The sequence below is a fragment of the Anaerocolumna sedimenticola genome (assembly GCF_009931695.1).
GTDB classification, from domain to species: domain Bacteria; phylum Bacillota; class Clostridia; order Lachnospirales; family Lachnospiraceae; genus Anaerocolumna; species Anaerocolumna sedimenticola.
On record NZ_CP048000.1, the window covers coordinates 1,347,263 to 1,369,828 of the forward strand.

At 37.4% G+C, this 22,566-nt stretch carries 18 protein-coding genes, 2 pseudogenes and 1 other annotated feature; of the genes and pseudogenes, 14 read left to right on the forward strand and 6 right to left on the reverse strand.

Features of this window, described 5'->3' with window-relative positions; translation table 11 throughout:
- The first annotated feature begins 106 nt into the window (after window positions 1-106).
- The 3 genes from Ana3638_RS06015 to surE all read left to right on the forward strand — a co-directional run bounded on the left by Ana3638_RS06015 (window position 107) and on the right by surE (window position 4,073).
- Window positions 107-1,168, forward strand: coding sequence for an AI-2E family transporter (locus tag Ana3638_RS06015; RefSeq protein ID WP_161837221.1), 1,062 nt, complete (start codon window positions 107-109; stop codon window positions 1,166-1,168).
- 48 nt (window positions 1,169-1,216) lie between these two features.
- Window positions 1,217-1,421 (forward strand) — a binding site (T-box leader).
- A gap of 122 nt (window positions 1,422-1,543) precedes the next feature.
- Entirely contained in the window at window positions 1,544-2,977 is a 1,434-nt protein-coding gene (gene proS / locus Ana3638_RS06020; RefSeq protein WP_161837222.1) for a proline--tRNA ligase, read from the forward strand.
- Window positions 2,978-3,323: 346 nt separating this feature from the next.
- The gene (gene surE, locus Ana3638_RS06025; RefSeq protein ID WP_161837223.1) at window positions 3,324-4,073 is read left to right on the forward strand and encodes a 5'/3'-nucleotidase SurE; all 750 of its coding nucleotides are present in this window, start codon (window positions 3,324-3,326) and stop codon (window positions 4,071-4,073) included.
- A 7-nt stretch (window positions 4,074-4,080) separates the two neighbouring features.
- On the opposite strand, the gene Ana3638_RS06030 is transcribed toward surE, so the two are convergent.
- Entirely contained in the window at window positions 4,081-4,905 is an 825-nt protein-coding gene (locus tag Ana3638_RS06030; RefSeq protein ID WP_161837224.1) for an AraC family transcriptional regulator, read from the reverse strand.
- Window positions 4,906-5,013: 108 nt separating this feature from the next.
- On the opposite strand from Ana3638_RS06030, the gene Ana3638_RS06035 reads away from it, so the two are divergent.
- The 8 genes and pseudogenes from Ana3638_RS06035 to Ana3638_RS06070 all read left to right on the forward strand — a co-directional run bounded on the left by Ana3638_RS06035 (window position 5,014) and on the right by Ana3638_RS06070 (window position 14,385).
- On the forward strand, window positions 5,014-6,729 hold the full coding sequence (locus Ana3638_RS06035) for a glycoside hydrolase family 2 protein (protein WP_161837225.1): 1,716 nt from the start codon (window positions 5,014-5,016) through the stop codon (window positions 6,727-6,729).
- A gap of 322 nt (window positions 6,730-7,051) precedes the next feature.
- Window positions 7,052-8,424: pseudogene (locus Ana3638_RS26720) on the forward strand (CCA tRNA nucleotidyltransferase).
- Window positions 8,425-8,570: 146 nt separating this feature from the next.
- The gene (locus tag Ana3638_RS06045) at window positions 8,571-9,077 is read left to right on the forward strand and encodes a protein kinase family protein (protein WP_161837226.1); all 507 of its coding nucleotides are present in this window, start codon (window positions 8,571-8,573) and stop codon (window positions 9,075-9,077) included.
- Window positions 9,074-9,652, forward strand: a complete 579-nt coding sequence (locus tag Ana3638_RS06050) for a protein kinase family protein (RefSeq protein ID WP_161837227.1) — start codon at window positions 9,074-9,076, stop codon at window positions 9,650-9,652. The genes Ana3638_RS06045 and Ana3638_RS06050 overlap by 4 nt, the downstream gene beginning before the upstream one ends.
- A 200-nt stretch (window positions 9,653-9,852) precedes the next feature.
- On the forward strand, window positions 9,853-11,301 hold the full coding sequence (locus Ana3638_RS06055; protein WP_161837228.1) for a PEGA domain-containing protein: 1,449 nt from the start codon (window positions 9,853-9,855) through the stop codon (window positions 11,299-11,301).
- A 72-nt stretch (window positions 11,302-11,373) separates the two neighbouring features.
- On the forward strand, window positions 11,374-11,790 hold the full coding sequence (locus Ana3638_RS06060; protein WP_246240819.1) for a protease complex subunit PrcB family protein: 417 nt from the start codon (window positions 11,374-11,376) through the stop codon (window positions 11,788-11,790).
- Window positions 11,791-12,318: 528 nt separating this feature from the next.
- Complete coding sequence (locus Ana3638_RS24930; RefSeq protein ID WP_246240821.1) at window positions 12,319-12,465, forward strand: Veg family protein; 147 nt, start codon at window positions 12,319-12,321, stop codon at window positions 12,463-12,465.
- Between the two features lie 351 nt (window positions 12,466-12,816).
- Complete coding sequence (locus tag Ana3638_RS06070; protein ID WP_161837230.1) at window positions 12,817-14,385, forward strand: DUF3794 and LysM peptidoglycan-binding domain-containing protein; 1,569 nt, start codon at window positions 12,817-12,819, stop codon at window positions 14,383-14,385.
- 161 nt (window positions 14,386-14,546) lie between these two features.
- Here the strand turns inward: Ana3638_RS06070 and Ana3638_RS06075 are convergent, their stop codons facing one another.
- The 3 genes and pseudogenes from Ana3638_RS06075 to spoIIR all read right to left on the reverse strand — a co-directional run bounded on the left by Ana3638_RS06075 (window position 14,547) and on the right by spoIIR (window position 17,148).
- A complete protein-coding gene (locus tag Ana3638_RS06075) occupies window positions 14,547-15,158 on the reverse strand; it encodes a hypothetical protein (RefSeq protein WP_161837231.1) in 612 nt (203 codons plus the stop codon).
- Window positions 15,159-15,264: 106 nt separating this feature from the next.
- A complete protein-coding gene (ispE, locus tag Ana3638_RS06080; RefSeq protein WP_161837232.1) occupies window positions 15,265-16,137 on the reverse strand; it encodes a 4-(cytidine 5'-diphospho)-2-C-methyl-D-erythritol kinase in 873 nt (290 codons plus the stop codon).
- Window positions 16,138-16,450: 313 nt separating this feature from the next.
- Window positions 16,451-17,148, reverse strand: a pseudogene (spoIIR, locus tag Ana3638_RS06090) (stage II sporulation protein R).
- Window positions 17,149-17,682: 534 nt separating this feature from the next.
- Here spoIIR and Ana3638_RS06095 point away from each other — a divergent pair.
- The 3 genes from Ana3638_RS06095 to Ana3638_RS06105 all read left to right on the forward strand — a co-directional run bounded on the left by Ana3638_RS06095 (window position 17,683) and on the right by Ana3638_RS06105 (window position 20,170).
- The gene (locus Ana3638_RS06095) at window positions 17,683-18,768 is read left to right on the forward strand and encodes a D-alanine--D-alanine ligase family protein (RefSeq protein WP_161837234.1); all 1,086 of its coding nucleotides are present in this window, start codon (window positions 17,683-17,685) and stop codon (window positions 18,766-18,768) included.
- Window positions 18,758-19,579, forward strand: coding sequence for a glutamate racemase (murI, locus tag Ana3638_RS06100; protein ID WP_161837235.1), 822 nt, complete (start codon window positions 18,758-18,760; stop codon window positions 19,577-19,579). The genes Ana3638_RS06095 and murI overlap by 11 nt, the downstream gene beginning before the upstream one ends.
- Before the next feature lie 162 nt (window positions 19,580-19,741).
- A complete protein-coding gene (locus Ana3638_RS06105; protein ID WP_161837236.1) occupies window positions 19,742-20,170 on the forward strand; it encodes a DUF1934 domain-containing protein in 429 nt (142 codons plus the stop codon).
- An 85-nt stretch (window positions 20,171-20,255) separates the two neighbouring features.
- Here the strand turns inward: Ana3638_RS06105 and Ana3638_RS06110 are convergent, their stop codons facing one another.
- A complete protein-coding gene (locus tag Ana3638_RS06110; protein WP_161837237.1) occupies window positions 20,256-20,720 on the reverse strand; it encodes a hypothetical protein in 465 nt (154 codons plus the stop codon).
- Between the two features lie 191 nt (window positions 20,721-20,911).
- Window positions 20,912-22,561, reverse strand: coding sequence for a M56 family metallopeptidase (locus Ana3638_RS06115; protein WP_161837238.1), 1,650 nt, complete (start codon window positions 22,559-22,561; stop codon window positions 20,912-20,914).
- Window positions 22,562-22,566 lie beyond the last annotated feature (5 nt).

Below are 22,566 nucleotides of genomic sequence, written 5' to 3' on the forward strand. Positions count from 1 at the left end.
TGTAATTACTCTCTGTTTTTAACTTTATTGAAAAAACATTGGAAAGGAATTTCCGCAGAAAAGAGCAATTATAAATAAAAAATTAAATTAATGAAGGGAGGATTCTATGATTAACATAAATAATAAAATAAAATTATTATATGTTATAATAGCAGCAATTATTGGAGTATATATCGGTTTTGAATATATTCTTCCCCTTTTTATTCCGTTTGTACTGGCATATTTTATAGCATGGATACTTTTACCCGTGGTGAGATTCTTAAATCGTAAGATTCATATGCCAAAACTGATTGGTGGAGTCCTGTCTTTAAGTTTATTAGGATCTGCTGTAGTCTGGACTTTATGCAAATTGTGCGGTCTGTTCTTACAGCAGTTAACTATATTGTTGCGTAATGTGCCTATTTATTTGTCCATATTGGGTGGTCATGTAGATACATTTTGTGATGGGTGTGACGAATTTTTCGGAATTCAGCTCGGGACCATGAGGAGTTATTTTTACAGCAGTATGGATGGAATGTTAGGTATAGTAAAAACCAAAATCATGCCGGTTATAACTTCCCAAAGTTTAAACATAATGATTGGTTTAGCAGGAATTGCCGGCATTTTATTAATAGTATTAGTCTCAATCCTGTTATTTATTAAGGATGAAGAGCAGTATGGAAGCAGTTTTCGCAGCTCGGTCTTTTATCCGGATATTCATCTTGTTACCAGTAAATTATCTGAAATGGGTGTCGCTTACTTAAGAACCCAGGCTATCATGATGCTATTAATTGCTGTATTATGTACGGTGGGATTATTACTGATAAATAACAAATATGCCTTAATTATCGGAATCGGAATCGGTATATTTGACGCTTTCCCAATACTGGGCAGCGGACTTATTCTTGTGCCTTGGGGTATCATATCGTTATTTAATCATGATCTTTATTCCGCGGCTGTTCTTCTAACACTGTATCTAGGCTGTCAGTTAATCAGGCAGTTCTTAGAACCTAAATTATTAGGTAACCGTATTGGAATAAAACCAATTTATACATTAATGTCCATGTATATTGGATTGAAAATATTCGGAATTGCAGGTTTTATCCTTGGGCCTTTAGGATTAGTGATTATAATAACAATAGTGGGTGAATACAAGCAGCGGCTGAATTTTTGCAAAAATAACGGATAATTGGAAAATTACTTGACAAAATATTTGATGTAGCATAGAATCTTCAGTATAATAGCGATGATAAGGAATAGTATATAAAAATTATCCTCCCAGAGAGAGAATTTAAGCGGTGAGAGATTCTCAGGATAATTTTATAGAACCTACCTTGGAGCACTGTATGAAAATACAGCGTAAAACCGGCGTTAACGGGCGAAAAGAGAACTGCAGATGCAGTTAATTAGGGTGGTACCGCCGAGGTCTTTCGGTCCCTTGTGGATGAAGGGCTTTTTTTATTTCCCGAAAATAAAGTGAGGAGAATTTCTGGCACTTAGCTAAACGGGAAAAATTTAGCCGTCATCAATTCAATTTCCTAAATTATCGAAAGGAGAAAGCGTTATGGCTAAGGAAAAGAAGTTAGTAGAGGCAATCACCTCCATGGAAGAGGATTTTGCGCAGTGGTATACGGATGTTGTTAAAAAAGCGGAATTAATTGATTACTCCAGTGTAAGGGGATGTATGATTTTAAGACCCAATGGTTATGCAATTTGGGAAAATATTCAGAAAGAACTGGATCGGAGATTTAAAGAAACCGGTGTTGAAAACGTATATATGCCCATGTTTATACCGGAAAGTCTTTTACAGAAAGAAAAAGATCACGTGGAAGGATTCGCACCGGAAGTTGCATGGGTAACCCATGGCGGATTGGAACCTTTACAGGAGAGATTATGTGTTAGGCCTACTTCAGAGACCTTATTCTGTGATTTTTATTCCAATATTGTACAGTCCTACAGGGATCTGCCTAAATTATATAATCAATGGTGCTCCGTCGTTCGTTGGGAGAAAACCACGAGGCCTTTCCTGCGTTCGGTAGAATTTTTATGGCAGGAGGGTCATACCATACATGCTACTGCAGAAGAAGCGGAAGAGAGAACGATCCTGATGCTTAATGTTTACGCAGATTTTTGTGAACAGATATTAGCTATCCCTATGGTTAAGGGAAAGAAAACGGATAAAGAAAAATTTGCAGGAGCAAAGGCAACCTATACAATAGAAGCATTAATGCACGATGGAAAGGCACTTCAATCCGGTACCAGCCATAATTTCGGCGATGGATTTGCCCATGCATTTGATATCCAATATACGGATAAAGATAATAAACTCCAATATGCTCACCAGACTTCCTGGGGTATGACAACCCGTTTAATCGGTGCCATCATTATGGTACATGGAGATGACAGCGGTTTAGTCCTGCCTCCCAGAATTGCACCTACCCAGGTTATGATTATCCCTATTGCACAGCATAAAGAGGGTGTTCTTGAAAAAGCAGCCGAACTGAAAGAAAAGCTTGGCGGCTTCCGTGTAAAGGTTGATGATTCTGATAAGAGTCCGGGCTGGAAGTTCAGTGAACAGGAAATGCGTGGCATACCAATCCGTATCGAAATCGGACCGAAAGATATTGAAGCAAATCAGGCGGTCATTGTACGCCGTGATACAAGGGAAAAGATGGTTGCCTCCTTGGACGATTTAGACAAAACCGTGGGTGAAGTTTTAGAAACCATGCAGATCGAAATGCTAGAACGAGCAAGAAAACACCGTGATTCCCATACGACCAGCGCATCTGATTTTGAAGACTTTAAAGATGCCATAGCGAATAAACCGGGATTTGTAAAAGCTATGTGGTGCGGTGACAGAGCTTGTGAAGATACAATCAAAGAACAAACCGGTGCAACCAGTCGTTGTATGCCATTTGAACAGGAACATATTGCAGATACCTGTGTATGTTGCGGTAAAAAAGCAAAATCCATGGTCTACTGGGGCAAAGCTTATTAAAAGACTGTTCCTTAAAGAGGAGCTGATGCAAAATTTTAAGGTATAAACTTGAGAGAATGTAGCTCTCACAAGGTTAGAAACTTAAAACTTTGTAGCAGCTCTTTTTCATAGGAAATACTTTCGAAATCTTCTACGATATAAAAAGAACGGACTGCGGAGTACGCACAATACGAAAGGCAGATATAGATTACAAAACCTTTTACCTTGCAGATGTATTAAATTTTGCAGATTATCATATACTGGAAGTATTCTTTTGAGTGAAATTGGTTTAACTTGATAGGAATATGAACGGCAGCTTCTTTCAACAGATTTAATGTCGCAGCAGGCGGCGAAATGCGAGGTAGATATGAAAATACTATTAACTAACGATGATGGTGTATTTGCGGAAGGAATTACTAATCTGGCAAAAATAGTAAGTGAAATAGGTGAAGTTATAGTGGCGGCGCCCAGCAGACAGAGAAGCGCTGTATCCCATGGTATTACGGTACATGAACCTTTGGTGGTGAAAGAAGTTTCCTATCCGGTTCCTGTAAGCAAAGCCTACAGTGTAAGCGGTAATCCCGCCGATTGCGTAAGGGTTGCATTGGAGGATTTACTGGAGGAGAAGCCGGATTTGTTAATTTCGGGAATCAATGCCGGTCCGAATTTCGGACAGGATGTTATCTATTCAGGAACCGTATCCGGTGCGATAGAGGGGATGTTTTATCAGGTTCCGTCCATTGCATTTTCTCTGGACGGATTGTCTTATGAAATCTGTTACCATACGATTAATACAATTATAGAGAATTTTATGAAAAATAATAAAGATTCTAAAACCATATGGAATGTGAATATCCCATCCTGCCCGTTAGAGAGATATAAAGGGATAACCAGGGCTCCTTTATCTGGACATTCCCAATATCCGTTTCGTTTTAAAAAGTATTCGGCTAAGGAGAAGGAGTGGTATTATTTCCCTATAGCAGAGGCAGTGGGAGTCTTAGAACCTAATACGGACGTGGATTTGGTAAAACAAGGTTATGTTGCCATAACACCTCTTACTATTAATTTTGAGAACAAATCACAAAATGCAACCATCTCCATTGAATCTATGGAATAATACTTAATTATTTATTGCGGTTATCCCGATTGGCAAATGCTTTAGGTGAAACGCTGCACCTTTCTTTAAAGCAGTTTGAAAAATAATGTTCGTCAGAAAAATTCAATTGAAAAGCAATCTGTTTGATGGAAATATTCGTATTGGTGAGCAGCAGCTTTGCAGTCTCTATTTTCTGTTCCAGGATATATTCGTAAGGAGTTTTTAAAAATTCCTTTTTAAATATTCTGTTTAATTGGGAAGGGGATAAGCAGGCTGTTTCTGCCAACATGTTTATGGAGAATTTTTCATATATATTTGTGTCAATATATTCTTTTATTTTATATGCGGTAGCATTTTTAACAATTGGTTTATCATACAAATACATGCTGATTCGGGAGATGATTTCATGATAAATGAGAGAGCATTTCTGAAATGTAATAGCAGTCCCAACCTCTTTGTCTTCACAGACCGTGAGAAATTTCTGAAATAAATCCAGCAAATCCAAACCCTTAATTAATAAAACGCCCTCCAGATGATAAGTATTAATCAGCAGGTCACATAATGGACCGTGAATATTCATCCAGATTTTTTTCCATGGATTATTAGAACTGGAGTAATAGCGGTGGTGGTGTCCCCTGGGAAGAATATAGATATCCCCTTTAGAGGGATAAATGACCTGATTGTCCATATGTACGGTCCCCTCACCCTCCATAATGTATTCAAGACAAAATATCCTGGAATTATCCCGATTAACATAATAATGAGGATCCGGATATGTAATTCCCGTCATTTCAACAATAAACTGGTTATTAATCCTGTTCTCATCATATAAAAAGCTTACTATGTGCTCCATTTGCTTGTACTCCTCACTTAATTGCAGGTAAAATCCATGTTTTTATCTATAATATAGCAGTATAATACAAAAAGGTAAAATAGTAAATATAAAAAGGAGAATAGAGTCATGCAGAATATACCAAGACCTGAACATCCATTTCCGCAAATGGAACGAAATAACTGGAAAAACTTAAACGGTGAATGGCAGTTTGAATTTGATTTCGGCAGCAGCGGGATCGATAGAAAATTTTATGAAAAGAAAGAATTAAAAGATAAAATCATCGTTCCATTCTGCCCGGAAAGCGAGCTGAGCGGTATAAATTATAAGGATTTTATACCTGCGGTATGGTATAAGAGATCGTTGGAAATTGCAGAGGAAGACTTAAAGGGAAAAATACTGCTTCATTTTGGTGCGGTGGATTATGAATGCCATGTTTATGTAAATGGTAAAGAAGCGGGTATACATAAGGGCGGTTATGCTTCTTTTCAATTTGATATCACGGACCTTTTAAGTATTGGAAGCAACGATATAACGGTTTATGCCAAAGACGACACCAGATCGGGATTACAGCCCAAAGGGAAACAAAGCAGCGGTTATTATTCCTCAGGATGTGATTATACCAGGACAACCGGTATTTGGCAGACAGTATGGGTTGAATTTGTACCGGAGAAATACATTAAAACAGTAAAATATTATCCGAATATATCAGAAGGCCAGCTGTACATAACCGGAACTGTTGCCGGAAGCGGAACTTTTAGGGCCGTTGCAAGTTATCAGGGCAAAAAGTGCGGAGAAATATCCGTACAAGCAGATAACGGTAATATCCAGGCAGTACTTAAACTTAATGAAATACATCTTTGGGAGTTAGGAGAAGGAAATCTTTATGATTTGGAGCTTAAGTTTGAACAGGATGTGGTTAAGAGTTATTTCGGCCTAAGAGAAATTAAATTAGAGAATATGAAGTTTTATCTTAACGGTAAATCCGTATTCCAACGGCTGGTGCTTGACCAAGGCTTTTATCCGGACGGAATTTATACCGCACCGAATGAAGAAACGTTAGTTCGTGATATCACGTTATCCATGGATATGGGCTTTAACGGAGCGCGCCTCCATGAGAAAGTATTTGAAGCAAGATTTTTATATCATTGTGACAAAATGGGATATATGGTCTGGGGAGAACAGGCAAACTGGGGATTGGATATATCAGAACCAAGCGGTCTGTTTGCCTTTTTGCCGGAATGGCTTGAAATCGTAGAACGTGATTTTAACCATCCTTCCATTATAGGCTGGTGTCCTTTTAATGAAACCTGGGATAACAGAGGAAGGAAACAGATCGATGATATTTTAAGAATTGTTTACCTTACAACAAAACAGCTGGATACAACCAGACCTTGTATTGACACCAGCGGTAACTTCCACGTTATTACAGATATTTATGATCTTCATAATTACACTCAGGATCCGGAAAAATTTAAGGATTATTACGAAGATTTTAAAAACGGCGGCGAATTAAAGGACGACCATTTAAAAAGGCAGCAATATACACCGGGACTTCCTGTATTTATCAGTGAATACGGCGGTATTAAATGGGATCCTGCCGCATCGGAAGAAAGCGGCTGGGGATATGGTGAAGCACCTAAAACAGAAGAAGAATTTTTAAGCCGTTACGAGGGATTAACAACGGCACTTTTAGAAAACCCCAATATATTTGCGTTCTGTTACACACAGCTATATGATGTAGAGCAGGAGGTAAACGGATTATATACTTATCATAGAAAAGCAAAATTTGATCCGGCAGTTATAAAAGCTATTAATACTAAGACGGCTGCAGTTGAGGTATAATTCTAGAATATTTATTAAATAAAAACTGTTTTTAATCTTATGAATTATTAATAACTTAAACCTGTAAAAGCTAAACAAGGATTCCATTTATATCACTGTTAAGCTTTTTACAGGTTTTTTGCTTTATGAACATAATGATCTTATTTTTTTGCAATCACACCTATATATTAATATAAAGAACAGAATATTTGGCTTATCCGGAAAAATGATTGTTATACCGCAAAACTTCGGCTATAATATTACTTATCAGAAGTTGCTTTTTTCCGCTCTACATCTGATTATAAAAAACGGATTGTATATACAGAAAGGGTTTAGTGTTAACATGAAAATTGAACTGCCCCAAAAGGTGGACTATATTATAAATGAATTGATGAAAAACGGTTATGAAGCATATGCAGTCGGCGGATGCATAAGAGATTCCATTCTCGGTAAAGAGCCTGAAGACTGGGATATTACTACTTCTGCCAAACCCCAGGAGGTAAAAAAAATATTCCGTAGAACCATAGATACAGGTATTGTACATGGTACAGTTACGGTAATGTTAGAAAAGGAAGGTTATGAAGTCACCACTTACCGGATTGACGGAGAATACGAAGATAACCGCCGTCCCAAAACCGTAGAATTTACTGTAGATTTAATTGAAGATTTAAAAAGAAGGGACTTTACCATCAATGCAATGGCATATAATAAACAGAAAGGGCTGGTTGATGTATTTAATGGACTTTCAGATCTTCAAAACGGAATTATACGCTGTGTAGGAAGTGCATCGGAGCGTTTTGACGAAGATGCCCTGCGTATCTTGCGGGCTATCCGCTTTTCTGCCCAGCTGGGATTTGAAATAGAGAAAAAAACATTAGAAGCAGTTACTGCCAAAGCGGCGAATCTGGAAGCAATCAGTGCGGAGCGGATCCGGGTAGAGCTTAATAAACTGATTATGTCACCTCATCCGGAGAAGTTAATAGATGCACAAAAGTCAGGAATTACAAAAGTGGTATTTCCGGAATTTGATACTATGATGAATACGGAGCAGAACAACCCCATCATATCCATTCAGTCGGGATTCATTCCATAAAAGCGGTAAAAGAAGCAGGAAACGTTGCTGATTCTTTTAACCAGAAAGAACTGTTGATTTTACGATGGACAATGTTACTTCATGATATAGAAAAGCCAAATTGCAAAACAACAGATCAAAAGGGCGATCATTTTTACGGACATCCGGAGAAATCTGCAGAAACTGCCAGATTAATTCTTAGAAGATTAAAGTTTGATAATGAAACCATTGATATGGTATTCCGTTTAATTAAATGGCATGATTATAAGTTTTCCCTTACACCGCAGGCTATGAGAAGGGCAGTTAATAAAATAGGTACGGATATATTTGAGTTACTGTTTGAAGTAAAAGCAGCGGATACCCTTGCGCAGAATCCAAACACCTGGAAAGAAAAACTGGATAATTTAAACCAGGCAAAAATTATCTATCATGACATAAAATCCAATCAGGAATGCGTAAATCTAAAGATGTTAAAAATCAATGGTAAGGATTTAATCAGTATTGGTTTCAAACCTGGCAAGGAAATGGGAGAAATACTGAACCGGCTGTTGGAACAGGTTTTGGAAAATCCGAGCCTCAATGAAAAAGAAATATTATTAAAAATGGCTTTGCAATATAAACCGGCGAATACAGAAAAAGTCTGAATTAAAACTCCATAGGTATACAAAAAACCTCCAAATTTTATCATAAAATCCCTGCTATTCCTGTCATGAATTGGAATGGTTTATCATAGGATTAAAAGAGACACCCCTATGTAGCGGTGCAATAGTTTGGGTCAGGAGGCTTTCCTATGGAGGATAGAAATCTAGAACTATTTAGACAATATAATATAAAAATCTACAATACATACAGAATCAGGGGGGCATTTATTTTAGAGACAGATAAGGGACTCAAGCTATTGAAAAGCTTAGAGAGTTCAAAAAGCCGCGTTGATTTTGAAAATACTGTACTGGAGTATTTGACCGTTCAAAATTACCCCTATGTAGATTTATATGTTAAAAATTATTCTAATGAAATTATAACCGAAGATAGTGCAGGTAATAAATATGTTTTAAAAAATTGGTTCCCGGGAGAAGAATGTAATTTAAGGGATGAAGCTGATATTGCGGATGCCACCGTTAATCTGGCAATACTGCATACCTTGCTCCGGGAAGTTCCGTTATCGGAAGAACAGTTACTGCATAACACATATATAGATCTAATGGAGGTCTTCGATAAAAGAAACCGGGAGCTTAAGAGGGTCAGAAGTTACATAAGGGAAAAAGAAAAAAAAATGAGTTTGAGTTATGTTATTTGAACTGTTATGATGAGTTTTATAATCAGTCACAGGAAGCAACCAGGATACTTAGTGAGTCAAATTATGCGGAACTTATGAAAGAGGCAGTAGAGCACAGGTACATTTGTCATGGCAACTATACGTATCATAATGTTATTATGCTGAAAGCAAATCAAATAAGCTCTGTTAACTGGAATTCTTATAAAAATGAAGAAGCACTGTCAGCCGCAGGATTAAGGGGAACAATAAAAGCCAATATGGCAACTACTAATTTTGACCGGGCTTGCGTGGGAATACAAATCACGGACATATACCAGTTTATACGTAAAGTAATGGAGAAAAATGATTGGGATCCGGATATTGGAAGTATGATTTTAGATAATTATAACCGTATTCTGCCCATCGATAAAGACGAACTAAAACTCCTTTATGTATTGCTTTTATATCCTGAAAAGTTCTGGAAGATTACGAATTTTTATTATAATGGCAAGAAGTCCTGGGTTCCTCAGCGAAATATCCAAAAACTTATCGGAATACAGGAGCAGATGGATCGAAAGAAGCAATTTCTGGATTGTCTGGCAGCTACATTAACTTAAGGGTATAAAGTATAGTTGCTTAACAATTCAGAATAGTCTATAATGAAATTACCGGTAAAGGGACTGCTGTAATGTGTGGCTTTCTAATGCTGCCAAATGTCATTTTGCACCAGGCCCTTTTCGTATGAATTGTATGTATATTGGAAAAACGATATAGTTTTGCAATTACCTAATGATATTCTATAGTGAGAGGTAAAACATTGGACGATAAGATAATCAGTTATAAAGAACATAAGAAAAATAAGAAAGATTTATTCCCTTTCTTATTATTTGGCGCTTTTTTCCTTATTTTAGTTACTGTGATTTTATCTGTTACTGCTCAAAATTCTTCTAAAAAAGTAAGTTCAGACAAAGCTTTAACCGGTGGGGAGGAAAGTATTGATAAAGAAGATGCCGCTAAAATTTTAGCTGTTTTAAAAGAGATAGATACCGGTTCCGGCACCATAACTCTTTTAGACACAGATAATGGACAAGATATTATACTTACCCTTACCGGCGGAACGAATGTAGTTGATAAATATGAAAAGGTAATATCGGTATCCCAGCTAACCCTGGGGGAAATGGTAGATGCTTATTATGACAGGAGCTCTTCCGTAGTTTCGAAGCTTCAGATATCCAATAAAGCCTGGGAGTATAAAGGGGTGAGCAATTGGGGTATGGATAAGGTAAAAAACATCTTTACCATTGCAGAAACCAAATACAAATATCCTGCGGAATTGGTGATTTTTAAACAGAACCGGCTGCTAACCCCAAAAGACCTGGACCCAAAGGACGAATTGGTAGTAAAAGGTTATGATAAAGAAATATGGTCCATTCAGGTGACCAGAGGACATGGTACGGTTACATTTGAGGATTATGATGATTTTATCGGAGGTACGGTATACATAGGAAACAGTGAAATATTACCCGTTGTTTCGGATATGTCAATCGTTGTTAAGGAAGGCAGTTATGAAGTTACTATGGAAAAGGGAACTCTAAAAGGTTTCAAAAAAGCGGAGGTAATTCCTTTTCAGGATACAGTCATCAATATGGGTGAATTTAAACTACCACCCAAACAGATGGGTAAAGTTAAATTCAATATCACTCCGGAGGGAGCAGACCTTTATATTAATGATGAATTAAAGGATTACAGCAAGACACTTGAACTTGATTACGGAGAATATGCCATTAAGGCAGCACTCGGTGGTTATATTACCTATTCCGGCAAACTGGAGATTACCGGGCCAAGCAAAACTGTCCTGATAGATCTTGTGGAAGCACAAAATACCGGGGATAATACGGAATCCGACGACAGGAATATATCGGAACAACCTGCTAGCACCGATGATAAAAATAATAGCAGCACAAGTGAGGCCGATTCTGATAATAGTACTGATGAGAATAATACGGAGGATGAGAAAGACCCGGATAAGAATTATAATGAAGTAAAAGCTGCTAAGAATATTTACATTCAGGAACCGGGAGGTGCAAGTGCTTATTTTGACGGACAGTTTAAAGGTACCGTTCCGATCAGCTTTCCTAAAGTAACAGGGACGCATTATATAACTTTAATACAGTCAGGACATCGGACGAAGACCTATACGGTTGAAATTGAAGATGATGGTGAGGATGTGAGATATAGTTTTTCGGGTCTGGACAAATCCGAGTAGAATATGTGGACTTCTTGCATATTTTAGGACTTCCAACATAGAATAAATTAAGGAATTTCTATGGAGGTTAAGATGCGAAGGCTTAGGATTATATTACTTCTGTTGGGGGTAATAGGAAGTGGTTTACTATTTACCGGGTGTAAGTCTGAAAATACCGATGTTAAGAAAATTAAAGATTTGGAATTTACAGTAGTAGAGGATGCAGATGTTCCGGAACAGCTGATGCAGATAATAAACGAAAAGAAAAAAGAACCTTTTAAAATGTCTTATTCAAATGCAGATAGTTTGTACATTGTAGTAGGATATGGAGAGCAACCCACAGGAGGTTACAGCATTTCAGTCGACGAATTATTCTTAACATCGAACGCGGTTTATATTGATACAAATCTGATAGGTCCTTCAGAATCCGATTACGTAACGAATTCTGTTACATATCCGTATGTTGTTGTGAAAACGGAATTTATAGACAAAAGCGTAGTATTTAAATAAAACGAATAACGTCCATAATAAACAGTCTGGAAAAGTTATTTTACTTACCCAGACTGTTATCTTTTGTATAGAAAGAACAATGAAAAAATGTTTGTTTGGGGAAAAATCACAAAAATATGGTTGGTTTATTTAAAATAATACGCTATATTTATGATTTATTGTGCAAAATCACAATTTCTATGAAAAGTATTTTATTATCTGATTAGAATCATCACTATAGTTTGCAATAAATTACAATTATATTTGTTCCCTTTTTTGTATACAAGTCCTATAAAAACCTTAAGTTGTCAGAAAATTTATTGACAGGTTGGAAATTACATGCTATAGTAGCAATAGCTGTATTTTCGGAACTTATGTCCAATAGTTTGTGGAATCCCGACAATGATTCCTAAATCCTATATAAAGTTTTACTACCCTTAAGGAGGCTGTTATTATGGTGAAACAGGCAGATGTTAGTAAGGTTCGTAGAGAAATAATAAGTCACGTAGGAAGCAGAGTAAAATTAAGGCAAATAGAGGCAGAAATAAAATGGATATTACAGAAGGCATAATTACTCAAACTTATCCCAGCATTTTTCTCATACAGATTGATGATGCCGGAAGTGACGCGGTAAAGACAATGTCATTTAGTTATGCTGACGTATTAACAAAAGATGTACAGATGATGTTATGCTAATTCCTTAAACATAAGATAAAGACATGCTTCAATTTATCAGGATGATAAATTGAAGCTTTTTTATTTCCGCGAAAGCAAAGTGAGAATTAGCAAGCTTGCTTGCAATAATTCGAACGCGCCCGCGAGCCGAAGAAACTCGCGAAGCGTGTTTCTCTTCCGGTTTCATAGGATAGTGTTCCAAACCTCTCTGCAAAATAAAAAGCCCCACCGGGCAGGATGCGCACCTCGCGGCAAGGAATTTATTGCGTTCCAATTCGTTCGGGCGCGAAAGTGTCAGCATGCTGACACTTTTTATTCATAAAAAATAGGACTCCTGAATATGATATGGTATAAGACAAGGAGGGATTTTTTGTGGAGCTGATTAAGAAAAACGTTCACATGAATAAATTGAAATGTCAAAGCAGCCTTCAGCTTACCCTAGACGATGATTTTAATGTTCCTGATGTGAAACCGGACATCTTTAAAATTATTAAGGAACAGGGAGCTATTAAAATTAATGATGTCAAGATGCTAAATGGTAAATTGATGGCAAAAGGCGCTCTTTCCTTTAATATGCTGTATTTAAGCGACGAGAACGTCAGGCCGGTACATAATATGTCTGGTGAAGTGCCATTTGACGAAGTAATCCACTTAGATGAAGCCTGCGCCGGCGATGAGGCTATCATTAATTGGGAACTGGAAGATTTGACACCTGGACTCATAAATTCCAGAAAAATTAATGTAAAAGCAATTGTAAGGCTTACAGTTCTTGTAGAAGAATTGTATGATGAGGCAACAGCGGTTTCCATAGAAGGTGACGAGAACGTTCAATTTATAAATAAGAATATAACAGTAACCGATATTGCTGTTGATAAGAAAGATACTTACCGTATAAAAGATCAGATACACCTGCCATCCAACAAAGGAAATATTTCAGAAATTTTATACAGTGAGCTTGAACTTAGAAACCCTGAGGTAAGATTGCTGGCAGATAAATTTACTGTAAAAGGCGAGATTCTGGTGTTTATCTTATACGCCAGTGAAAGTGATGATAATCCTGTAGAGTATTTTGAAACAGAATTACCTTTCAGTACTACGGTTGAATGCAACGGTTGTACGGAAGATATGGTTGATAACATCGAATTTTCCATTGCCAGCAAAAGTCTGGAAGTAATGCCGGATGCAGATGGTGAAGAAAGAATAATTGATGTGGAAGTAGTTTTGGAAATGGGAATTAAAATTTACGAGGAAGAAGAACTGGAATTATTAAATGATATTTATTCTCCGGTAAAAGAATTGGTTCCTGTTTTAAAGGATGCTCATTACGAAGATCTTTTAGTTAAAAATAACAGTAAGGTAAGAGTAAATGACCGTATTAAGATTACTGCCAACCAGCCGGAAATTCTTCAGGTCTGCCATGCGGCCGGTGGGATTAAAGTGGACGATATTACACAGGTAGAAAATGGTCTGGAAGTAAACGGCGTTTTAGAGACACAGATTCTGTATATCTGTGCGGATGACAATAAACCTCTTAATTCCGTTAAAGGTATTATTCCTTTCACCCAGACAATTGAAGCAAAAGGAATTAAACCTACCAGCATTTATCATGTAAAACCTGCATTGGAACAGCTTAGTGTCATGATGTTAGACAGTGAGGAAATAGAAGTTAAAGCAGGTATTGGATTAAATACCATTGTGTTTGATTCTATCACGGAACCTATTATCACAGATATAGAAGCTTATGATCTGGACTATGAAAAAATAAAGAATATGCCCAGTATTGTGGGTTATATTGTGAAAAACCAGGACAGTTTGTGGAATATTGCGAAGAAATACTATACCACTGTGGATAGAATCAAAGAAATCAACGGTTTAGAAGATAATACTTTAAAGATAGGCGATAAATTAATCATTATGAAAAAGGTCGAGAGAACGATATAATTTACAAAATCCCTTATCAATGGAAAAGAAAAAGGCTCTGTCATAAATTCTGATGTTTCAGTATATCTGAATTTATAACAAGGCCTTAATTTCTGTTCCGTGATACGTTTAGTATGTTATCAAAAATTAGGTTCAATTATGTTGCAACAAATTATAAAAGATTATTTTTCAGCGGCAGAATCCTGACCGGCAGCGGATTTTTTCCATTCATCCAGTTTTTTCATTGTTGTATCCAGGGTCTGTTTGCAGATATCCGGCAATTCACCGCCCCAGGTCTTGGTAGCTTGTTCGAAACCCTTCTTGACGGCATCAATCATCTCGTCTATTTTATCCGGGTCCCCGCCTGTTAACGCTTTCGCAAAAGATACCAAACGGTCTGAAGTCTGATTTACACCCCAATAACCGTCTTCCGCTATGTCGGCTTTTGCCTGTGCAGCAGTTTCTTCATCTACAGGTACTTTGCCCTCTCTTAATAATTGATACATTGTGGATTCATCAAAAGTCTGACCCTGTTTTAAGAGCATCTTTTCCACTAAATTTCTTAACTGTCTGGTACGTTTTTCTGCATCCGCCTTTAATTGGGAGATAGTAGCCGTATCCTGTTTATAAACGACTTTCTTTGTCCCCTCATCGGCACTTTTTTCATAAACGGCAGATGGGGTCTCCTGATTGCTATCGGTTACAGCTTTACCTGTTGTGTCCTTACTCTTAGTCTGGTTTGTTTTCGTGCTTCCATATACGGAAGCGGCAGAAGTAATTCCATTTAAACCCATAACTTACACCCTCCTTGGTAGAATAATTAACTTTATATGGTAATTATCGGAGAGGTAATATAAAAACTTAATATGAAAATTTAATATTAGAATTTAATATAAAAACTTAATATCTTGGGTGATATAAATCGGTAAGGAATACCTGTTTTCCCAAATCACTTATTTTAAACTGGTAGAATGCTTTTTCCGCTTTTTTAATATCATCAAATAATCCGAATACGGTTGGACCGCTTCCGCTCATAAGCGAACCCACCGCACCCAGTTCCAGCATTTTGGCTTTAATATCACGGATAACCGGGTACTCTTTTTCCGTTACAATTTCCAAAACATTGCTGAAAAGATTTACCGCACCATAAAGATCTTTTTCCCTTATGGAATGGATAATACTATCTATATCGGGATGTTTGGTGTTTTCATCCAGCTTCAGGTTTTCGTAGACATATTTGGTAGAGACACTGATACCGGGTTTAACAATTAATACATTACATTCCGGAAAGGGAGGTAAGGGAGTCAGGACTTCTCCGATACCCTCAGATAATGCGGTGCCTCTCATGATACAATAGGGAACATCCGCTCCCAGCTTAAGTCCCAGTTTCATCAAATCAGCTTTGGTAAGGTTTAAGCTAAAAAGCCGGTTCATTCCGTATAAAGCAGTAGCGGCATCCGAACTTCCCCCTGCCATACCGGCAGCAACAGGGATTTTCTTTTCCAGGTTTACATAAACACCCTGTTCAATTTGAAATTCGCTGCGAATTAAGGAAACAGCCTTATAAACAAGATTACTTTCATCTGTAGGTAAATAATGCAGGTTCGTATTCATTACGATGGAGGTATTATTGGTACGGGTTATGGTCAGCTTATCATAAAGACCGATAGTCTGCATAATCATACGGACTTCGTGATATCCGTCTTCCCGTTTCCTCACCACATCCAGGCCAAGATTTATTTTTGCGTGGGCTTTTAATTTTATCGAATTCATAAGTGCTCCTGTTTCTCTTTATGTAGTATTTAGTATAAAAAAGATACTGCTCTGCAGTTCTTTTTCATTTAACATTTGCGGCCTTTAAACGGCCATGCTGTGTAAGTATGAATTGTCTCGCGAAAGGTATTTTAAGCCACAAGCCTCGGATACGAGCCTTATGAGGAATAGCAAAAGCAGCTATTTTCACATTTATGCCCAAAAGATGGGTGTAAGTTCTATTTCGGCAATATCCCAAGCCGGCTTGCGGTATGCATGGGTGTAAATATGATTATAAACGCAGGAGCAGATCTTTGCAATAGCAGCCTTTTTTCTAATCTTTCAGTGCATCTTTTATCATGGATATTATTTTAAATTTTACTTTTATTTTCATATCGTTTTTAGAAAATACGGCGTTATATTCTTCATCTGTTAATAAATATTTCAGCTCATCTTTCGACGATTTCGGTACTACACTATAGGTGGAATCAACGAAACAAAGAGGGGGAAACATGATGCACCACCAGTTTTGCCCGGCGGCAGAACCAAGTTCGACCCGGACGGCTTCATATTCCCCGGGAGGAAGAGATAAGTCCCATATACTTTTAATGGGAAATAACCTTTCTCAATGGAGGCAGAGGCCGTATAATCGTAACCATTTTCTTTAATTATTCTGTCAGCAATGGTTACCATTTCATCTAAATTGTTTTTTAGAATATTTCTTGCTTCCTTAATACTTTTTACATGTTCCAGTTTTGGTCTCAAAACATCCGTCAGAGCTCCTTTAACTACCAGCTTTAAAGCCTGATCCTCAGCGGAATCACTATTTGCAATAACATGAAACCGAATGATTTGAGAAGCGATGCCTTTTTGAAGGTCTTCTTCCTTGGCATCTGAATGAAGCGCCTTAAATAATAGTAAGGAAAATAAAATAAGCAGAATACTAAAAGCAAAAATGCCACGGTAAAAATAACTTTTGTAATCCCATTTCTTATGTAAAGCCAATGAATGATTGATACTATGATTATTCATAAAACTCCCATCTGCCTGAAAACCAGGCTAATTATATTATTATGTAATAAATTCTTTCATATTCAATTTATTATTAGTATTACCAATATTTGGATAACTAAACATTTGTAATAAATGTATACATATGATAAAAGGAACAGGTTAATGTATTTATGCATATACAGAATACTAAAAAAAGGCTTAAAACGTATAAAATTTCATGATTTACTGACGATTCCGGTAACAATTCTGGTATCGGTTAATATTTTAATGTAGAACAAAGAAAAATAAGTGACAGTATAAGCATGATTTAAAAATAGGAATAGTATTCATAAAAGCTATTGAATGTTAGTGAAATAAATAGTAAAATGAATAAAGTATTTAAGTGCCTAATTGAAATACTATTGGAACAAAATCAGGTTCCGATAGTCAGATGTATGGCGTAAATTCTGCGTTTTTATCAGAAATTTAAATAGTAGTTTCTGATAAGTTATAAGCACTCGTTTACATATCTGTATTTTATAGCTCTTGGGTATAAAGAAAGGATACATTATTATGAATAAAAAAACAGTAGCAGTTTTGTTTGGAGGGCAGTCCTCGGAGCATGAAGTTTCTTGTGTTTCAGCAACTACTATTATTAAGAATATTAACACGGATTTGTACCGGATTATTATAATTGGAATAACGAAAGGCGGCAAATGGATTAAAGTCGACTCGGTGGATGATATAAAATCAGGTGACTGGATAAAAGGGTCCGTAACGGCGGTTATTTCACCGGACGCTACCCAAAAAGCAGTTTTATTTCTGGATGGCAATAAAGTGTCGTCAGAAAAGATTGATGCAGTATTTCCGGCACTCCACGGGCTTTATGGAGAAGACGGAACGGTTCAGGGCTTACTTGAACTGGCCAAGATTCCTTACGTTGGATGCGGTGTTGTTGCCTCCGGTGTTTCCATGGATAAATTGTTTACGAAAATCATCGTAGATACCTTGGGAATCAGACAGGCAAAATATGTTCCGGTTATGAAAAAAGATCTGGAGCAGATCAATCAGGTTGTGGAAAATATAGAACAGAAACTTCTTTATCCTGTATTTATTAAACCGTCTAATGCGGGCTCATCCAGAGGAATCTCAAAAGCTTTTAACAGGGACGACTTAATCAAAGGATTACATACGGCGGCACAGCATGACAGAAAAATCTTAGTAGAGGAAACCATAAATGGCAGGGAAGTCGAATGTGCCGTACTTGGAGGCAATGAACCAAAAGCCTCCGGTGTGGGAGAAATTATTGCAGCTGCAGACTTCTATGATTATGATGCAAAATATAATAACGAAGCATCCAAAACCGTATTATCTCCGGAACTTCCTGGAAATGCAGCGGAGATTATCAGGGATTATGCCGTAAAAATATTTAAAGCTGTGGATGGTTTTGGATTATCCAGGGTAGACTTTTTTGTAGACAAAGAAACCGGAGAAGTTATATTTAACGAGATAAATACTTTGCCGGGGTTTACCTCTATCAGCATGTATCCTATGCTCTGGGAGGCTAAAGGTATCGGAAAGCCTCAATTAATCGAAAAGTTATTGCAGTTGGCATTTGCCAGAGCAGCGGAGGCAGGAGGCGAAGGGGATGTCTTGTAGTGCTCCTATAGGAGTTTTTGATTCCGGTATCGGCGGACTTACCGTTGCAAGGGAGATAATGAGGCAGATACCTAATGAGACTATTATTTATTTTGGAGATACAGCCAGGGTTCCATATGGCAGCAAATCAAAGAAAACAATTATAACTTATTCCAGGCAAATTGTAAAATTTCTTCAGACAAAAAATGTAAAAGCAATTGTAATTGCATGTAATACCGCAAGTGCATTTGCTCTGGAGACTGTCTCACAGGAAGTATCCATACCGGTTATTGGAGTAGTGAAACCGGGAGCCAAGGTAGCGGCTGAAACCACCAGGAACGGAAAGATTGGTATTATTGGTACGGAGGGTACCATTAACAGCGGTATCTATAATACTTATTTAAGTAAAACCAATCCCAACGTAAAGGTATATGGAAAAGCCTGCCCCCTTTTTGTACCCCTTGTGGAAGAAGGATGGTTAACCGACCCTATTACAGTAGAAGTTGCGAAAAGATATATGAATGAACTGACAGATTATGATATTGATACTCTGGTTTTGGGCTGCACCCATTATCCGCTCATCCGTCATACCATCGGCTCTATACTGGGGGATAAGGTAACACTGGTCAATCCGGCATTTGAAACTGCCAGAACGTTAAAAGAAGTTTTGGAATTGAAAGGATTAGAAAGTATAAATCCGGCCGGAGACCATAAATTCTACGTAAGTGACGGAGCTGAGAAATTTAAAAAATTTGCAAATACAATTCTGCCTTGTGAAGTGGTAGAGACGAAAGATGTTAATATAGAAAGTTTTGCTGATTCTATAGGTTGACCACAGGCAGTAAAAAGCGATTTTTGTTTCGGTCGCTAAAGCGACCATGTTACGTCAGTATGAAATAAAATATACTTAAAGAAAGGAATGCCACATACTTTCACTCTTTTTATTTGTGGCAGTAGTACATCTGTGAATAGATGTGTTATGCAGGTGTTTAATATGAAAAAAGATGTATTGGTGTCAATATCCGGACTTCAATATGAGATAGATAAAGATGAAGCAGTAGAAGTAATATCCGTGGGAGAGTATTATAACCGCAATGGTAAGCATTATGTTATATATGAAGAAATTCTTGAAGATATGGAGGGAGTTTCAAACTGTACTATAAAAATAGCAGAGAAACAAATCGATATCATAAAACGTGGCGCAAATAATGTACACATGGTATTTGAGGAGAATTCCAAGAATACTACTTACTACCAGACTCCATATGGTGAACTTCAGGTTGGTATCTATACGTCACAGATAAAAGTTACGGAAGAAGAGGATAAAATAACCGCAGAGATAAATTATGGACTGGATATTAATTATTCCTTTATTTCAGATTGTCAGATACAATTAAAAATTAGTTCCAAAAAAATTGGATAAAAATAAGAGGTTATCACGTCTTTATATCATGATGCAAGTACTCCTGCAGTCAACGTAAAGACGCAATAACCTCTTCTTTAGTATATTATTTTGATTTTGCTTTATTTAATAAATTATTTTTCATTCTTTGGAAGAATTTTTGTTTTACCGGTTTCACATCTAAATTAGAGCGCAGACCTTTTACATCCATGATATAAATACCATTCATAACTGCTTTTACTTCCTTTTTAACCGGGATTAAATCAAATACCTTTTCATCACACATTAAAGTCATTATCTTTGGCCCGATTTTCGCTTTCACAATAGGCACCTTGGAGCCACGCAGATATCTTGGCGTTTGATCTAAAACAATTTTCGGAAGATTCGCTTCCTTAAGTTTCATGCGCTTTTTATCTATAACTAAAATTGAGACTGTCTGTGCACCAGCTTTCATTTGTGCCTGGGATTCTTCTGATCTTTTCTGAAGTTTACGTCCATAAATAACTAAAAAAATCAGTGCTCCGATTACGACAGCCAAAACAATTAACAGAATTATTACAGCGGGTTTCATGTATGTACCTCCTTCCCTCATTAATACAGTGGTAATATTGTATCATTAATTATTTAAAAGTTCAAGCCTTAGAATTGTACAAGACGGCCCTCTTCTATTCTCTTACCAGTTCCGGTATATTTCCCTTATTCCAATAATATGCTCGTAAATACGCCATTTTATCCGCTCCCTGCTCGATAATACATGGATTATTATGTTATGGGATCTATTATAATTTTTTCGTTTTTATAAATAATATCTGTAATAAAGTCTGATCCTTCAACCGTAAAATTCACAAAATCCTTCAGGACAGATAAATCGGCAGCATATAAGGACAGGCCGCTGCCTGCCGTGCAGGTAACCAGCATATCTCCATCCAGACGGGTGTAATCAACAGTTACTACCTGCTTTTCAACAGGGTCAAAATAGCCGACATGGGAACGGTGGAGCCCGGAACCATAGGAATAGGTAAAATACAATTCCGGTTTCCTGTCACCGTTTAAATCCCCAAGGGCCATGCTGGTTACGCCAAATCCGCCAAACCATTCGCCAAGCGGATAGATTTTATCTTCGTACAGGAGGAAAGAAGCACAGGAAGTATTATATTTAAAAACCTGATAACCGGAATTTTCTTTCACATATTCTGTAGTAATGTTATAGCACTTATCGGCCTCATAGCCTGATACATAATCCCTGTTCAGGGATAAAAATTCTGAGACACCGTCCTGAGTTCCCGATATGGAGGTTATTACCGGAATATTATTGGTAATTTTTTTGATTTTATAAATACTCCAAATATATTCATTTTTCTCTGTATTTGTATTCCCGTGTAACCACGCCAGCCATATATCACCGTCTAGCAGATAGATACGGCAGACGGCTGAATGATCCGAATTTTTCAGTGTGTACTGGCGCAGTTCCTGGTAGGAAGAAATATTAGGAAACCCTGTACTTTTAAATAAAAAGCTGTTTTTGAATTCTTCTTCCTCTACCACAGCCGGTTCATAGTCAATATCAAATATCTGCTGGCTACCGGTTTCACTGGTGACGATAAGGTGGTCTTTTGTAAGTGTATAGTATTCCTTATACCCGTCCAAAGCTATAAAGGAACTGAGCGGATTCATATAAATCTGCTTTTCAAATGCATAATTGCCGTATAGATTTTCGTAATGTTCCCCTGATTCCGTCTTTTCCTCCGGGTTTGCAGCACAGGTAGCCACAGTGGTAATACAGAGAAAGGTAGCGAGAAGGATTATCCATTTTTTCGGCTTACTAAAATGCAGAACGTTATTAATCCGTTCTCGAATACCCGACTCACCAAAGGCCAGAGGATTTGCCGCAGGAAACCGCCGATTTGCGGCAAAGGAAAGCAGAGAAGCACTGTATTCGTGAATGATACCCGTACCGGTTTCCGTCAGTACCTTTTCATCACAGCTCATTTCCATGTCTTTTGTCATCCGGGTGAAAGCAAGCCAGACAAGAGGGTTAAACCAATGCAGGACCATTACATAAAAACTTAACGCTTTCATCAGGTGGTCTTTCCGTTTTAAATGATAAGCTTCATGTTTTAGTATATAAATCTGTTCCTGACCGGTAAGGCCGAAAGGAATATATATTTTGGGCTTTACAAAACCCAAAATAAAGGGGGAGCGGATTTTGTCGGATTCATAAACATTGCCCTTAAGCCTGATTGCAGTAGCCATACGGCCTTTTAGGCGGATGAAGCTTACAATGCTGCAGGTTAGAAGCAGGACGGCAACAGAACACCAGAGAAGTGTTCCGAGTATTATCCATATCCGCAGGGGATCGGTGCCGGAATTGGCGGCCGTTTGAGGCAGACCGTCGTTTATGATGGAATTCATAACCG